Annotated in this window: 10 protein-coding genes and 1 pseudogene; 10 read left to right on the top strand and 1 reads right to left on the bottom strand. The window is 63.4% G+C overall.

Translation table 11 applies throughout. The annotated features are described in order from the left end of the window. Positions 1-51 precede the first annotated feature (51 nt). Complete coding sequence (locus tag QZ326_RS00350) at positions 52-648, bottom strand: PIN domain-containing protein (RefSeq protein ID WP_295739959.1); 597 nt, start codon at positions 646-648, stop codon at positions 52-54. 383 nt (positions 649-1,031) lie between these two features. Between QZ326_RS00350 and QZ326_RS00345 the strand changes: the two genes are divergently transcribed. From QZ326_RS00345 to QZ326_RS00300, 10 genes and pseudogenes are all read left to right on the top strand, one after another. Further along, a complete protein-coding gene (locus QZ326_RS00345) occupies positions 1,032-1,547 on the top strand; it encodes a hypothetical protein (protein ID WP_295739956.1) in 516 nt (171 codons plus the stop codon). A 207-nt stretch (positions 1,548-1,754) separates the two neighbouring features. Next, positions 1,755-2,810, top strand: a complete 1,056-nt coding sequence (locus QZ326_RS00340) for a galactose ABC transporter substrate-binding protein (RefSeq protein ID WP_295739953.1) — start codon at positions 1,755-1,757, stop codon at positions 2,808-2,810. Positions 2,811-3,021: 211 nt separating this feature from the next. Continuing rightward, on the top strand, positions 3,022-4,530 hold the full coding sequence (locus QZ326_RS00335; RefSeq protein ID WP_295739950.1) for a sugar ABC transporter ATP-binding protein: 1,509 nt from the start codon (positions 3,022-3,024) through the stop codon (positions 4,528-4,530). Between the two features lie 17 nt (positions 4,531-4,547). After that, the gene (locus tag QZ326_RS00330) at positions 4,548-5,579 is read left to right on the top strand and encodes an ABC transporter permease subunit (protein ID WP_295739949.1); all 1,032 of its coding nucleotides are present in this window, start codon (positions 4,548-4,550) and stop codon (positions 5,577-5,579) included. Positions 5,580-5,677: 98 nt separating this feature from the next. Then, a complete protein-coding gene (locus tag QZ326_RS00325) occupies positions 5,678-7,267 on the top strand; it encodes a response regulator (protein WP_295739946.1) in 1,590 nt (529 codons plus the stop codon). A gap of 38 nt (positions 7,268-7,305) precedes the next feature. Next, positions 7,306-9,135 (top strand): sensor histidine kinase, encoded by a 1,830-nt coding sequence (locus QZ326_RS00320; protein ID WP_295739944.1) that lies wholly within the window; start codon positions 7,306-7,308, stop codon positions 9,133-9,135. Then, a complete protein-coding gene (locus tag QZ326_RS00315) occupies positions 9,132-10,073 on the top strand; it encodes a substrate-binding domain-containing protein (protein ID WP_295739942.1) in 942 nt (313 codons plus the stop codon). The genes QZ326_RS00320 and QZ326_RS00315 overlap by 4 nt, the downstream gene beginning before the upstream one ends. 15 nt (positions 10,074-10,088) lie before the next feature. Next, entirely contained in the window at positions 10,089-11,117 is a 1,029-nt protein-coding gene (locus tag QZ326_RS00310; RefSeq protein ID WP_295740096.1) for a galactose ABC transporter substrate-binding protein, read from the top strand. A 37-nt stretch (positions 11,118-11,154) separates the two neighbouring features. Continuing rightward, positions 11,155-12,441 (top strand): galactokinase family protein, encoded by a 1,287-nt coding sequence (locus QZ326_RS00305; protein WP_295739939.1) that lies wholly within the window; start codon positions 11,155-11,157, stop codon positions 12,439-12,441. 15 nt (positions 12,442-12,456) lie between these two features. After that, a pseudogene (locus tag QZ326_RS00300) lies at positions 12,457-12,956 on the top strand (galactose-1-phosphate uridylyltransferase); the annotation flags it as partial.

The following is a 12,956-nucleotide window of genomic DNA, read 5'->3' as shown; positions in this document are numbered from 1 at the left end:
TGCGATAAAACCGTAAAAGCACGCCCCGGAGAAATCCTCCGGGGCGTGCTTTTATTCGGCGGAGATCTGAGGGGCGGCGTCGGCCTTCTTCCGCCGTCCGCCCCGGCGGGGACGGGCGGCTTTGGCGGGCTTCTCCGCCTCGGCGGGCTCCTCCGCGCCCTGAAAGATCTGCTTGAGGTGGTTGTACAGGGCGCTGCCCTGGGCCTCGCCGCACTCCTTAGCCAGGGCGTTGCGCAGGTCCTGGCGGTTTGCGGCTTTCAAAATGAAGGGCAGGTGGAGGCAGTCCTCAATGGAGGGCCGCAGGTCCACCTCCTGGAAGGCGTCGGCGTACCGGGCCCGCAGGGCGTCAATGGAGGCGGCATAGCCCTTGTCCTGGCTGATGACATAGGCGTAGTCCGCCTCCCGGCGGCCCACCAGGACGCCCAGCTCAGTGATAATCTGGAAGTCGATGGAGTTCTTGCCGCCCCGGACGCTCTCAATGTACTGCACCGAGGCGCTGGTGCCTCCGCAGAGCTTTTGGATCTTACTGAGGGCAAGGCCCTCCTTCTGGTAAAAAACCAGGACGGTGTCCTGTTCGGAGAGCATCTCAATGCCCTTCAGGCCTGTGCCGATGTTGTTGTCGCCGTCCACCAAAAAAATCATTTTCATAAAATTCTTGTTCTTTCCTAATTTCATAATTTGCTTGCTTTCCTGATTCAAACATAAACAGTATAACAAAATTTTCAGAAAAACGCAAGAGGCGGAGCTTTTTGGAAGCGCTAACCGCGTATTTTATCATCCGGTATTTTAATTTTCCGGCTTTGCAGGGGGAGCTCTGTCCCCGCCTGTTTTCACAAAACCGCCCGTTTTCCGGCGGCCGGGCCGGGACAGAGTCCGGCCCCTGCATAAAATCTGCGAAGGGCACTCCCGGCTTTTTAGCTCCGTTTCAAGCCCGAAACAGAATTAAATGCGATTATAACGGAAATGGACGAAACCGTTTCCCGCAGAACTCCGACTATATAGACAGATTGAAAAGGGGAGGGGCTTTTCCAATGAAACACTGCCGGATTTTATTTGTTCTGTTGGCGCTGGCGCTTGCCGCCTGCGGCCCGCAGAGGGGCGATTCCCCCGCGGAGAGAGGTGCGGGGGCGGAGGGTCCTTCTGCCGTCCCGGCCCTGGAGGAGACTGCGGCGGTGGATCATCCGGAGGAGGCCTGCGTCCACCGGCCTGTCCAGGGGAACAACGTGACGGAGCATGAGGCGGCGGGTTACTGCGGCAACACCGTCACCACCGTCTCCCGGGAAACCCGGGTGTGGGACGAGCCGTGGGAGGCGTCCTTTTGGGGCGATGATTCTGTGGCGCTTACGGATCTGCTGCTGTATCTGAATTACGGCGGGGACGTGTGCCGGTGCCTGCCGGAGTACAGCGTGGACACGGAGTTCGGCACGGGCTACGGGGTCAATCTGACGGCGGGCTACGTCCGCCATGACGGCGGACAGGCGGACCTGACGGAGGAGCAGACAGAACTGATCCGGGAGATTCTGGAGCGGCGGGGAGAAACGCCCTGATCTGAGGCCGCCGGCTTTGCCGGCGGCCTTCGTTTCCATATGGCCCCAATTTTCGGAAAATTTGCGCACGATGAAAAAAAGCAAAGTTTTTTTATACAAGACCAAAGATTTTTCTATCGTTTTTTTGGGCCGCAGCCGATAAAATAGGAATCGCTTTCGGGAAAACGCCCGAGGCATACGACCTAAAATTTACTAGGAGGAACAACGATGAAGAAGATTTTCGCTCTTGCCCTGTGCGCCGTTATGATGCTGTCCGTTCTGGCCGGCTGCGGCGGCAAATCCGACGCTCCCGCTGACAACACCCCCGCGCAGAACGAGCCCGCCGCCACGCCCGATGCGGCTCCCGACGCCGCCCCCGAGGCCGGCGGCACCATCGGCGTGTGCATCTACCAGTTTACCGACGCCTTCATGACCACCTACCGCAATGCGCTCCAGGAGATTCTGGAGGGCAAGGGCTACAAGGTCACCACCGTGGACGGTGCCAATGACCAGGCCAAGCAGAACGAGCAGATCAACACCTTCATTACCCAGGGTGTGGACGCTCTGATCATCAACCCCGTCATGACCTCCGCCGCCGACCAGATCATTGCCACCGTGCAGGCCGCCGGCATCCCCACCGTGCTCATCAACCGCGAGCCCACCGCCGAGCAGATGGCCGTGTATGACAAGCTGGTCTACGTCGGCTGCGACGCCGCGCAGTCCGGCACCTTCCAGGGCGAGCTGATCCTGGAGACCCCCAACGGCGGCGACATCAACGGCGACGGCAAGATCTCCTACATCATGGTTCAGGGCGATCCCGAGAACATTGACGCCCAGCTGCGTACCGAGTACTCCGTCAAGGCCCTGACCGACGCCGGCAAGGAAGTCGAGCAGCTGAACCTCACCCGTGGCGACTGGATGCGTGAGCGCGGCCAGGAGATCGTGGCCAACGACCTGGCTCAGTTCGGCAATCAGGTCGAGGTTGTCTTCTGCAACAACGACGATATGGCCATCGGCGCCCTGCAGTCCATCCAGGCTGCCGGCCGCAAGGTCAACGAGGACATCTATCTGGTGGGCGTTGACGCCCTGGACGCCGCCCTCAACGAGGTCAGCAACGGCAACATGACCGGCACCGTGCTGAACGACGCCGTGGGCCAGGCCACCGCCGCCGTGGAGCAGATGGAGGCCCTGCTGGGCGGCAAGACCTTTGCCGCCGGTGAGCAGAGCGTGTATGTTGACTACGTGAAGGTCACTCCCGACAACGTGGCCGACTTCATGGGCTGATTCCGGCATTAGAGAAAAGCAAGACCAGCAAAGGGGTGCGTGCGCAGGTGCGCACGCACCCCTTTGCCGACGCCGTGGGGGCCTGTGCCGGCCGCGGCCGGGAAAATGTGATCCACCATCGATTGACAAGAGGCAGTACGGCCATGGGAAAGGCAGCGGGCGTACTGTCCCTTGTCAACCGATGGAAACAATCAAAGGGGGGGACCGAGAATTGTCAAAGTATCGTTTGGAAATGCGTGGAGTTGTTAAAACCTTCCCCGGCGTCAAGGCGCTGGACCACGCGCAGCTCAATCTCCGCCCCGGCACCGTTCACGCGTTGATGGGAGAGAACGGCGCCGGAAAGTCCACGCTGATGAAGTGCATGTTCGGTATCTATCACATGGACGAGGGCGAGGTGATCTACGAGGGCGAAAAGGTCCAGATCAAAGGCCCGCTGGATGCCCTGAACCGGGGCATTGCCATGGTGCACCAGGAGCTTCAGCCCATTCCGGAGCGGAGCATCGGCGAGAACATTTACGTGGGCCGCTATCCCACCAAAAAATACGGCCCTGTCGCGGTCATCGACCACGCGAAAATGTACGAGGACGCTGCGGCTGTGCTGAAGGAGGTTCACCTGAACTTCGACCCCAGGGCCAAGCTGGGCAGCCTCAGCGTATCCCAGATGCAGCTGGTGGAGATTGCCAAGGCCGTCTCTGCGGACTGCAAGGTGCTCATCCTGGATGAGCCCACCTCCTCCCTGACCGCGGCGGAGGTGGAGGCCCTGTTCACGATTGTCAACGAGCTGAGGGCCAGGGGAGTCTCCATTGTCTACATCTCCCACAAGATGGACGAGATCCTGCGCATCAGCGACGAGGTCACCATCATGCGGGATGGCCAGTACATCGGCACCTGGGAGGCCAAAGGCCTCACCACCGACTTCATCATCACCAAGATGGTGGGCCGGGAGCTGAGCAACCTCTACCCTAAGCGGGAGAATGTCCCCGGCGAGGTGGTCTTCGAGGTGGAGGACTTCACCTCCATCAACCCCAAGAGCTTCCGCCACGCCTCCTTCAAGGTCCGCAGGGGCGAGATCCTGGGCGTCGCGGGCCTTGTGGGAGCTCAGCGGACCGAGCTCATGGAGGGGCTCTTCGGCCTGCGGAGCCATACCGGGGGCAAGATCACCTACCAGGGCAGGGAGCTGAAGATCACCCAGCCCAAGGACGCCATCAACAGCGGCATCGCCATGCTGACGGAGGATCGCCGGGCCACCGGTATTCTGGGCGTTCTCTCCATTGCGGACAACGTGTCCATCGCCTCGCTGAATCAGTATCTCATCGGCGGCATCATGCTGGACGACGGGAAGATTGAGCAGCTGGTGCAGGACAACGTGGCCAAGCTCTCCATCAAGACGCCCTCCTCCAAGACCCAGATCCAGTCCCTCTCCGGCGGCAACCAGCAGAAGGTGCTCATCAGCCGGTGGCTGGCCAACGACCCGGACGTCTTCATTCTGGATGAGCCCACCCGCGGAATCGACGTGGGCGCCAAGTATGAGATCTACTGCATCATCGCAGAGCTGGCCAAGCAGGGCAAGAGCGTCATCATGATCTCCTCCGAGATGAGCGAGCTCATCGGCATGTCCGACCGGATCATGGTTATGTGCGACGGCCGGGTCACCGGCTTTATCGACGGCAAGGACGCCAACCAGGAGAACATCATGGCCCTGGCCACCCAGTTTGAATAAGGAGGAAAGAGATAACTATGGGAGAGACAAAAGGAAGGACGCTGAACTCCAAGAGCGTCGTCAAATTCATTTCCGATCACGCGATCATTTTCCTGATCATCCTGCTGGCGCTGGTCACCTGGGCCAACAGCCAGAACTTCATGAGCGCTGACAACGTGGGCAACCTGATCTCCAACGTGGCCCCCAGGTTCATCATCGCCTGCGGCGTGTCCGGGTGCCTGATTACCAAGGGCACGGACCTGTCCGCCGGCCGGCAGGTGGGTCTGGCCGCCTGTTTCGCCGCCATGATGCAGCAGGAGCTGACCTACAGCGCCCGGGTGTTCGACTGGATGCCCGATATGCCCTGGATTGCCGCCCTGCTGATCACCGTGGCTATCATGGCCTGCTTCGGCGCGGTCAACGGCTGTGTCATCGCCTTTTTAAAGGTCCCCCCCTTCATTGCCACCCTGGGTATGCAGACCCTGGTCTACGGCGCCTGCCAGATCATCACCGGCAACCAGCCCATCGGCGGCTTCAAGGAGAGCTACCGGGCCTTGGCCAGCGGCAACTTCTTCGCAGACCAGCTGGGCCGCTGGAGCCGTCTGCTCCCCTATCTGCTGCTCCCCGCCCTGCTGGTGGGCCTGTTCATGTGGTTCCTGTACAACAAGACCCGCCACGGCAAGTATATGTACGCCATCGGCGGCAATGAGAGCGCCGCCCAGGTGGCCGGCGTCAATGTCTCCGCCTCCCTGATCCGCATCTATATCCTGGCCTCCGTCATGTACGCGCTGGCCGGCTTCCTCATCGGCTCCAAGGCCGGCGGCGCCTCCACGGCCACCGGCACCGGCTATGAGCTGGAGGCCATCGCGGCCTGCACCATCGGCGGCGTGTCCGTCAACGGCGGCGTGGGCAAGGTCTCCGGTATCCTCATCGGCGTGCTGGTGTTCGAGGTTCTGAAGATCTGCCTCCAGTTCCTCCGCTTCGACCCGGCCTACACCTTCATCGCCCAGGGCCTGGTCATCATCGTGGCCGTGGCGCTGGACCTGCGGAAGTACCTGGCCAAGAAGTAAACATCATTTCAAAAAAGCCATAGGGCCGGCGCATTTGCGCCGGCCCTATTTTCAAATTGGGAAAACTGTATTATAATCTGGAGAGGAGGCGCGTTTGGATGGAGGAGTACCGGGTACTGCTGGTGGATGACGAGGAGGATATCCGGGTGGGCATCAGCCGGAAGATGGACTGGGCCACCCTGGGCTTTGCCCTGGTGGGCGAGGCCGAGAACGGCCGGGAGGCCCTGGAGCTGGCGGAGGCTCTGGAGCCGGACGTGGTGCTGACGGATATCAAGATGCCCTTTATGGACGGGCTGGAGCTGTGCCGCATCCTTATGGAGCGTCTTCCCGCCTCTAAGTTTGTGGTTTTCTCCGGCTTTGATGAGTTTGAGTATGCCAAGCAGGCCATCCGGATGAATGTCTTTGAGTACATCCTCAAGCCCATCAGCGCGGCGGAGCTTGGCGGTGTGCTCCGGCGGCTGAAAGAGCGGCTGGACACCGAGCGCACGGAGCGGCAGAATACGGAGGCCCTCCGCCGCCGCTATGAGGAGAGCCTGCCGGTGCTGCGGGAGCTGTTTTACACCCATCTGCTGGAGGGCCGCGTGCCGCCGGAACAGGCGGCGGAGCGGGCCGCCCGGCTGGAGCTGAATGTGGCCGGAGACGCCTGGGCGGCAGCCCTGGGACATGTGGACGGCGCGGCGGACCGGCGGGAGCTGGCGGCGCTGTCCGTCCGGCAGCTGCTGGAGGAGAACTTGACCCTGGAGGGCTGGAGCTGCCGGGCGTTTTTGTACGGCGATGCGGCGGCGGTTCTGGCGGTCTCCCGGGGCGGCGGCTCTGTCTACGCCCTGATCCAGGCCCTGGACCGGGTCTGCGCCCTGGCGGAGAGCTATCTGGGGCTGACGCTGACCATGGGCGTGGGCGCACCCTGCGGCGATCTGGGGGAGCTGCCCCAGTCGGCGGCAGGCGCCCGGGCTGCCCTGGACTACCGGGGATTGGTAGGGGTTGGACGGGCCATCTATATCGGCGATCTGGAGCCGGACGCGGGAGAGCGTATCAGCTTTGACGAAAACGACGAGCGGGAGCTGGCCGGGGCGGTCAAGCTGGGCGGTGAGGCAGAGGTTCGGGAGGCGGTGGGCCGCCTGACGGAGAAGGTCCGCCGCTCAGGGCTGGCGGCCAGCCAGTGCAACCTCTTCTTTCTGGAGCTTTTAACCTGCCTGCTTCGGCTGGCCCGGGGGGCCGGGCTGGAGGTGGAGGAGGTGTTTGGCACCGGCTTCACCGGCGCGGTGCAGGCCACGGACTTCTCCTCCTTCACGGCCATGGGGGAGTGGTGCCTGGAGAGGTGCCTGCGGATTCAGGCGCTGATCCGCCGCCAGCGGACGGACTCCGCCGGCGAGACCGTGGAGCGGGCCAAGGCCTATATTCAGGACCACTACGGGGAGAGCGATCTCTCTGTGGAGCGGCTGTGCGACCACCTTCATCTGAGCCCCGCCTATTTTTCCACCCTTTTTAAGCGGGAGACGGGCATGAGCTTTACCGCCTATGTCACCGTTACCCGGATGGAGGCGGCGGCGGAGGCCCTGCGGGGCAGCGAGGAGAAGACCTATCTCATCGCCCGCCGGTGCGGCTATGAGGACGCCAACTACTTCAGCTATGTGTTCAAAAAGCACTTCGGCCTGACGCCCACAAAGTACCGCTTGGGCCGCGCTTGAAAAACAGCCCCAAAATTTCCCGGAGAGGAGGTCCGCCTATGGCAGAGCTGACCGCGTACCTGCGCCGGCGCTGGAGGGAGATCTATCACCGCTCCAGCATCCAGGTGATTTTGTCCCTGTTCTTCACTGCCGTGGCCGTGGTGGGCATGGTCTTTCTGGGGCTGACGCTGTTTCTCCGGTTCTCTGCCTCCAACAACGCTTTGCTTGCGGAGAACAGCCAGCGGGTGCTGTCTCAGGTGAATCTGAATCTGGACGCCCGTCTGCGGGAGATGATGCGGGTTTCGGATGCGGCCTATTACCAGATCATCAAGGACGCGGACCTGGCGGAGGGGGACATCAGCCGGGATCTGGAGCTGCTGTACTACACCAGCCGGGAGTCTCTGGTGTCCATCGCCGTGTTCTCCGACAGCGGCGGCCTCATCGCCGCCGCTCCGCTGGCCGCGCTGAAAAACAGCGTGGCGCCGGAGCGGGAGAGCTGGTTTGCCGCCGCGCAGGACCGGATCGAAAACCTCCATTTTTCTACGCCCCATGTGCAGAACCTCTTTGTGGACCCGGATTACCGCTACCGCTGGGTGGTGTCCCTGAGCCGCCATGTGGAGCTGACCAGGGACGGCGCTATTGAGAGCGGCGTGCTGCTGGCGGACATGAGCTACAGCGGCATCGAACAGATCTGCAAGGATGTGGACCTGGGTGCCGGCCAGGGGGGATACCTCTATCTGGTGGACGGAGCGGGGGAGATCATCTATCACCCCCGCCAGCAGTTGATCTACGCGGGACTGCTGGAGGAGAACAACCGCGCCGCCGCCGCTTATGCCGACGGAAGCCACAACGAGATCTTTCAGGGGCAGCGGCGGCAGGTGACGGTAAAGACCGTGGGCTACACCGGTTGGAAGCTGGTGGGGGTGCTGCCCTCGGAGAACCTGTGGGACAACTACGGCCAGCTTCTGCTGTTCTTTCTCTTCATCGTCTTCTTCTCCGTCTTTCTGCTGGTGTTTGTGAACCTGCGCCTCTCCGCCTGGATCACCGCCCCCATGAAAAAGCTGGACCGGGCGGTGAGGGAGCTGGAGGCAGGCCGGGAGACAGTGGACCTCAAGGTGGACGGCCCCTACGAGGTGCAGCACCTGAGCCGGTCCATCCAATCCATGGTCTCCACCATGCGCCATCTGATGGATGACATCCTCCAGCAGGAAGAGCAGAAGCGCCGCAGCGAGCTGGATGTGCTCCAGTCCCAGATCAACCCCCATTTCCTGTATAACACGCTGGACTCGGTGATCTGGATGACGGAGAACGGCCGGACAGAGGACGCGGTGGTGATGCTCACCTCCCTGGCGCGGCTGTTCCGGATCTCTCTGAGCCGGGGGAGCAACATCATCACCGTGGCCGAGGAGCTGGAGCACGCCCGGCACTACCTCACCATTCAGAAGATGCGCTACAAAAACAAGTTCTCCGCCGATATATCGGCGGCAGATGGTGTAGAGGAGCTCCACACCATCAAGCTCATTGTCCAGCCGATTCTGGAAAACGCCATCTACCACGGCATGGACTACGCTGACGGCGACGGGAAGATCTGCATCAACGCCTTCCGGGAGGGGAAGGACGTTATCATTGAGGTGGCGGATAACGGCCCCGGCATGCCGGAGGAGGTGGTGGCGCGGCTGCTGGACCAGGGCGGCGCCTATGCGGCGGCGGGTTCCAAGGGCTCCGGCATCGGGCTGCGGAATGTCCACCGCCGGATTCAGCTGACTTTTGGCCGGGAGTACGGACTCACCATCCTCAGCGAGCCGGACGATGGGACTGTGGTGCGGATTCGCCTGCCTGCTCTGGACGAGGCGGCCGGGCGGAGGTACCGAAAGGAGGGGGGACAGTGAGCGGAAGACGGTTTACCCGGTGGGTGCTGCCCCTGCTGATGCTGGGAGTGCTGCTGCTGCTTTTGCTGCTGATTCTCTATCCCGTCCAGATCCAGCGGCGGCCGGAGCTTTTGGAGATGTCGGTCATCGCCCGGGAGGCGGACGGCTCCGCCTGGGCCACCGTCCGCCAGGGCATGGAGCAGGCGGCGGCGGATCTGAACGTGGAGCTGCGGTTTTTATATCCCGGCCAGTCCAACAGCGCCCGGGAGCAGGGACAGCTCCTCCGCCGGGAGGTGGAGAGCGGCGCCAGCGCCATTTTGCTCTTTCCGGCGGACCGGGAGGCCCTGGCGGAGGAGGCGCGGAGCGCTTTGGCCAAAGCGGCGCTGGTGACGCTGGAGACGGACATGGAGGCGGCGGAATATGTGGGCGTGGACAACGCCGCCCTGGGAGAGGCGCTGGGAAGTGCGGCGCTCAACGGAGCCCGGCCGGGGGAGACGGTGCTGCTGGTGGACAGCGCGCCTGCCGGGAGCGGCGTTGGAGAGCGCCTGGCGGCTGCGGCGGAGCTGCTGGTGTCCGAAGGGCGGGAGGTCCGCTATTTCACCGGCACGGCAGACGCCCTGATGGAGCTGCTGGCCCGGAAGGATGTCCGGGCGGTGATTGCCTTTGAGGCCTCCAGCCTGGAGTGGGCGGCGGGGGCGGTTGCCCGGCTGGAGAGCCCGCCGCTGCTGTACGGCGCCGGGTGCACGGCGGCCATTGCCGCGGAGCTGGAGCAGGGACACATCACGTCTGCCGTGGCGCAGAACGCCTTTTCCGCCGGGTACCTGGCGGTGGAGTCCGCGGCGCGGACAGCCCGCCGGGAGAGAGCGGAGGCCCTGGACACGCTGCCGTTTTTCACGGTCCGGCGGGAGAATATGTATGAGCCGGAGTATCAGAAGCTGCTGTTTCCGGTGACATGGTGAGGAGGGACTGCCTTGGTGAAAAAACGGTATGCCGCGGCTTTGGCGGCAGCGCTTTTGTTCCTCACCGCCTGCGGCGGGAAGCGGGATGAAACCATCCGGGTGGGCGTGGCCCTGTACCGCCAGGACGACACCTTTATCACCAGCCTCTCCCAGTACCTCCAGCAGATAGTGCCGGAGCAGGAGGAAGCCCGGGACGTGAAGATCAACCTGAACGTGGTGGATGGACGGGGCAGTCAGACCACCCAGAACGAGCAGGTGGACCAGTTCCTGGACAGGGGGTACGATGTGATCTGCGTCAACATCGTGGACCGGACGGCGGCGGCGGTGATCATCGACAAGGCCCAGGCCGCCCAGGTGCCGGTGGTGTTTTTCAACCGGGAGCCGGTGGAGGAGGATCTGAACCGCTGGGAGTACGCCTACTATGTGGGTACCCGGGCGGACGAGGCGGGCCGGATCGAGGGCGGGCTGGTGCTGGACGCCTGGCGGGCGGACCCCGGCGCCCTGGACCGAAACGGCGACGGCGTTTTGCAGTATGTAATGCTGGAGGGGGAGCCAGGCCATCAGGACTCTCTGCTGCGGACGGAGTACAGCGTCCGTACCCTGACCGCCGCCGGAGTGCCTATGGAGAAGCTGTCCAACAACGCCGCCGACTGGCAGCGGGGACCGGCGAGGCTTCGGATGCAGCGGTGGCTGGAGGAGCTGGGAGGCGCCATTGAGGTGGTGTTTGCCAACAACGACGACATGGCCCTGGGGGCCATTGACGCCTGTCTGGACGCGGGGATGACGGCGGAGGAGATGCCCTTCATCGTGGGGGTGGACGCCACGGCGCCGGCCCTGCGGGCAATGGAGGAGGGGACCCTGCGGGGCACCGTTCTCAACGACGCCGCCGGCCAGGCGGCGGACATCCTGGCGCTCAGCTGTGCCCTGGCCCAGGGGGAGGACCCCGGAGCGGCGGTGGAGCTGGAGGACGAAAAATACTGCTGGCGGCCGCACACGGCGGTGACACGGGAGAATCTGGCGGAGTTTCTGCCGGAGGCGCCTTGATGAGCAGAAATAAATTGGAAGAAAAGGGGAGACTGTTATGGAACAGACTTTGAGAGAGAGGCTGGAGCAGGGCGGCCTGAATGAGACCCTGCAAAGCCTCTACGGCGCGGCGAAGCTGGAGACGGCCCAGAGCCGGTGCGCCGGTGTTCTGGAGGGATTTGCAAAGACCTTCGGCAGGGAGGCGGAGGCCCTTTTCAGTGCTCCCGGCCGCACGGAGCTGGGGGGCAACCACACGGACCATCAGCACGGCCGGGTGTTGGCCGCCGGAGTGGACCTGGATATTTTGGCCGCCGCCGCGGTCAATGACAGCGGTATGATTCGGGTCCAGTCGGAGGGATACCCGCTGATTTCGGTGGATCTGGAACGTCTGACCCCGGTGGCGGGAGAGGAGAACACCACCGCCGCCCTCATCCGGGGCGTGGCCGCCCGGATGCGGGAGATGGGCTGTCCCGTGGGGGGCGTGGAGGCCTACATGGTCTCCGACGTGCCCGGCGGCAGCGGGCTGAGCTCCTCCGCCGCCTTTGAGGTGCTCATCGGCACTATGCTGGGCGGCCTCTTCTGGGACGGGCGCGCCTCCGCCGTGGAGATCGCCCAGATCGGCCAGTACGCGGAGAATGTGTTCTTCGGCAAGCCCTGCGGGCTCATGGACCAGACCGCCTCCTCTGTGGGCGGCGTGGTGGCCATTGATTTCGCCGATCCCGCCAATCCGGTGGTGGAACAGATCCCCCTGGATCTGGCCGCCACGGGACACGCCCTCTGCATCATCGACAGCGGCGCGGACCACGCGGACCTGACGGACGAGTACGCCGCCGTCCCGGAGGAGCTGCGGGCCATATGCCGGCACTTCGGCAAGGAGGTGCTGCGGGAGGTGCCTGAGCAGGATTTCATTGCCGCCCTGCCGGAGCTCCGGCGGAAGTGCGGCGACCGGGCGGTGCTGCGGGCCATCCATATCTATGACGACAACGCCCGGGTTCGCGGCCAGGTGGGCGCCCTGCGCCGGGGGGACTTTGACGCCTTTTTGATGCACGTGAGAGACTCCGGCCTCTCCAGCTGGCGGTATCTCCAGAATGTGGTCCCCGCCGGGTACAAGGAGCACCAGGATGTGGCCTTTGCCCTGGCCCTGGCGGAGCGTCTGCTGGACACGGCGGGGGCCTGCCGGGTCCACGGCGGCGGCTTCGCGGGGACCATCCAGGCCTTCGTGCCCCTGGATATGCTGGAGAAGTTCAAAAGCGGCATCGAGGCCGTTCTGGGCCGGGACAGCTGCCATGTGGTGGCCATCCGCCCGGTGGGCGGCGTCCGGCTGGACACGGTTCAGTCATTGTGAGAGGAGTTGGAGAGTATGATCGATATCTATTCTGTCCAGATCGCTGCCCTGGCAGACTATGGAGTATCCAGGGGGCTGATTGCGGAGGCTGACCGAACCTGGGCGGTCAACACCCTGCTTGCCGCCATGGGTTTGACGGAGTATGAGGAGCCGCAGGCCGCGGGAACAGCGGAGACCTCCTTGGAGATGATCTTGGGCCTGCTGACGGAATTTGCCGTAAAGCGGGGGGTGATTCAGGGGGACATCACCAGCCGGGACCTCTTTGACACCGGCCTGATGGGAATTCTCACCCCCCGCCCCTCTCAGGTCATCGGGACCTTCCGGGAGAAATACGCCCAGTCTCCCCAGGCGGCCACGGACTGGTATTACCGGTTCAGCCAGGATACGGACTACATCCGCCGCTACCGCATTGCCAGAGACGTGAAGTGGGTTGCCCCCACGGAGTACGGCGATCTGGACATCACCATCAACCTCTCCAAGCCGGAGAAGGACCCCCGGGCCATCGCCGCCGCCAA

Source organism: uncultured Oscillibacter sp. (assembly GCF_910587525.1).
In the GTDB taxonomy this organism is placed as follows: Bacteria; Bacillota; Clostridia; order Oscillospirales; family Oscillospiraceae; genus Oscillibacter.
The sequence above is the reverse complement of the archived record's forward strand: the minus strand, read 5'-3'. Positions and strand labels throughout refer to the sequence as shown.

Coding starts and splice junctions, on each gene's coding strand:
- QZ326_RS00350 (WP_295739959.1), bottom strand. CDS start 648: ATGAAAATGATTTTTTTGGTGGACGGCGACAACAACATCGGCACAGGC.
- QZ326_RS00345 (WP_295739956.1), top strand. CDS start 1,032: ATGAAACACTGCCGGATTTTATTTGTTCTGTTGGCGCTGGCGCTTGCC.
- QZ326_RS00340 (WP_295739953.1), top strand. CDS start 1,755: ATGAAGAAGATTTTCGCTCTTGCCCTGTGCGCCGTTATGATGCTGTCC.
- QZ326_RS00330 (WP_295739949.1), top strand. CDS start 4,548: ATGGGAGAGACAAAAGGAAGGACGCTGAACTCCAAGAGCGTCGTCAAA.
- QZ326_RS00325 (WP_295739946.1), top strand. CDS start 5,678: ATGGAGGAGTACCGGGTACTGCTGGTGGATGACGAGGAGGATATCCGG.
- QZ326_RS00320 (WP_295739944.1), top strand. CDS start 7,306: ATGGCAGAGCTGACCGCGTACCTGCGCCGGCGCTGGAGGGAGATCTAT.
- QZ326_RS00305 (WP_295739939.1), top strand. CDS start 11,155: ATGGAACAGACTTTGAGAGAGAGGCTGGAGCAGGGCGGCCTGAATGAG.